The sequence below is a fragment of the Clostridium sp. HV4-5-A1G genome (genome assembly GCF_900184915.1).
Classification (GTDB): Bacteria; Bacillota; Clostridia; order Clostridiales; family Clostridiaceae; genus Clostridium_B; species Clostridium_B aromativorans.
On the sequence record NZ_FXYI02000303.1, the window covers coordinates 1 to 2,272 of the forward strand.

Consider the following 2,272-nt stretch of genomic DNA (forward strand, 5'->3'; position numbering starts at 1 on the left):
ACTTTTTTTTTTAATGATACGGCGACCACCGAGATCTAGACTTCTAGCTTCGTCGGCATCGTCAGATGTGTATAAGAGAAATATTAAAAGTACTGTCCTCTAAATTTTCTATAAAAGCTTCATTGCTTAAAATTTCATCATGTTCTTCAACTGAAGTATCAAGTGCATTTTTTGTATACTTAACCCTCTTCTCATCTCTAAATCTTATAATAGAACAAATATCCTGTCCATAATTTATATAGTTATTTAAATAACTTTCTTTAATTATGAAATCATTAGATTTAAACGTTATAGAACTTTCTTTTAATTCTATAAACATACTATCTTTTAATAATTTTAACTTCGCAAACTCAATAAAATCATACGTATCCCTATCATTGGACAATATAGTTACAGTATGATTTGCCTTAAAATAGATATATGACATAATCAAGGCCAAAACACTTATGGAAATCTCACCTGCATTTTTCTTTTTCATTCTTCCATTTTTAAGCATTTTACCTTCAAATCCATTATGATATAATAAGTTCAGCCAAACTTGATAATCTTCTAATTCTTCCAATGCTTGGCCTTTTTCAATATATCTCTTTATAAAACTTTTTAACTCACCAATTTTATATGAAGAATAGAGAAAAAATTTATACAGCCATACTGTTTTATAATTTATTAACTTTTCATAGTCTCTCTCATCTACCACAAAAATTTTTATGCCTTTGTTGAAAATTTTCTCTATATAACCTACTCTTCCTTTTGAGTCTCTTACTTCTTCATAAACCCAATTAGGTATTAGTAGCAGATCATAATTTGTCAATATTTTTTCTATACAAATATATTCACTTACATTTATTAAAAAACTAATTGTATTATTATCAAGGATCCCAATTTTTTTAGGAGTACTGGAACTTAATATTTCAATGAATTTCTCTACCTGAATTATTTCCATTATTTAGCTCTCCCTTCATCAGATCCTTGAGTTTATTTAAAAATTTCAAATTGTCTCTGTGATAATCAACATCCGGTTCCTTTTTTGACAATAATTCTATCTTTTTATCCAATCCCCCAAAACTTATTATATTAGATGGTTTAACCAAATCAGTATCCAATTCCAAGTTTTCAAACAACTCAACTAGATTTTCTGGCTTCTTATCGAAATTTTCAATTATAAGTCTTTTCAATCCAATGTCATTGAACACATCTACGGCGTCCTCGTATAACTGGATTAATACAGCCTTATAGGGTGCTTTAAATACATCCATGCACCTGGCAATTTTATTTATAAACTCATCATTTTCCAGTGAATAATAATATCCATAAACATCTCCTAATAACATTCTGGCAGCAAAGTAATCTGCTTTTCTCTCATTCAGTTCCATTTTTTCCGCTTTTATATTATGCTGTCCCTCAGCTATGGAATTGTCATAAAGTAAATGAAATATTTCATGCCATGCAACAAAAAATTGATAAACTCTAGGCTGTGCTGAATTAATGACAGGTATTTTGAAATTATTTCTAATAAATATGGCTCCCCCCCAATATTCATCATCTATTGGCAGCTGTATTAAATTATAATTTTTCTTTAGAACTTCAAAAGCTAACTTATCAAAACCAGTTATTCCAATTTTGTTATAATTAATAAAGAAATCACTTTTAAAGTTTTCAATTTCATTTCTTATTTTTTTATTTGCTTCTATAACTTCATTTAAATTCTGAGATGTTATATATTGAGACATATTTATCAACCTACCTATCCTCATTATAAACTTCATAAAGATCTATTATATCATCTAAAAATCCCAACATTCTCTTAGCACTGTCACTTAATTTATATTCCTCCGGTGCATTATCAGATGCTACAATTCTACATTTACTTTCTGACTCCAGATGTTTATAATCCATCAATTCTTCAAGATTTATATTAAAGGTTGCAATAATCTTATCCACATGCTTTTTTAGTGTTGTATTGTTGTCTATTTCACCCTTAACCAATTTATCAATAGTCGGTCTGGAAATACCAGCTAATTTTGAAAAAGATGACTTAGTGTACCCATTATCTCTAATAAATTGAAGAATGTTAGAGCCTATTTTATATCTATTGTTGTATATATAAGATTTTAATTGCATTTCACCATACTTTTTTGCTATATCCATACTATTACCTCCTTACTTATATTATAGACCAATATTGTAAAAAAAGATACATATGTAAAAAATATTTTTACATATGTATCTTTTTGAGCTTTTTACTTATAGATTTATGTTATTGTTAAAAATA

General features: G+C 27.6%; 3 protein-coding genes. All 3 read right to left on the minus strand.

Translation table 11 applies throughout. The annotated features are described in order from the left end of the window. Positions 1-61: 61 nt before the first annotated feature. From J5G60_RS18005 to J5G60_RS18015, 3 genes are read right to left on the minus strand one after another with little or no spacing between them, the layout of a single operon-like run. Entirely contained in the window at positions 62-943 is an 882-nt protein-coding gene (locus tag J5G60_RS18005) for a hypothetical protein (RefSeq protein ID WP_207876617.1), read from the minus strand. After that, positions 912-1,730 carry an ImmA/IrrE family metallo-endopeptidase gene (locus J5G60_RS18010; protein WP_150356584.1) on the minus strand — a complete coding sequence of 273 codons (819 nt, stop codon included), beginning with the start codon at positions 1,728-1,730 and terminating at the stop codon, positions 912-914. The genes J5G60_RS18005 and J5G60_RS18010 overlap by 32 nt, the downstream gene beginning before the upstream one ends. Before the next feature lie 10 nt (positions 1,731-1,740). Then, the gene (locus tag J5G60_RS18015; protein ID WP_150356557.1) at positions 1,741-2,148 is read right to left on the minus strand and encodes a helix-turn-helix domain-containing protein; all 408 of its coding nucleotides are present in this window, start codon (positions 2,146-2,148) and stop codon (positions 1,741-1,743) included. Between the last annotated feature and the right edge of the window lie 124 nt (positions 2,149-2,272).

Coding starts and splice junctions, on each gene's coding strand:
- J5G60_RS18005 (WP_207876617.1), bottom strand. CDS start 943: ATGGAAATAATTCAGGTAGAGAAATTCATTGAAATATTAAGTTCCAGT.
- J5G60_RS18010 (WP_150356584.1), bottom strand. CDS start 1,730: ATGTCTCAATATATAACATCTCAGAATTTAAATGAAGTTATAGAAGCA.
- J5G60_RS18015 (WP_150356557.1), bottom strand. CDS start 2,148: ATGGATATAGCAAAAAAGTATGGTGAAATGCAATTAAAATCTTATATA.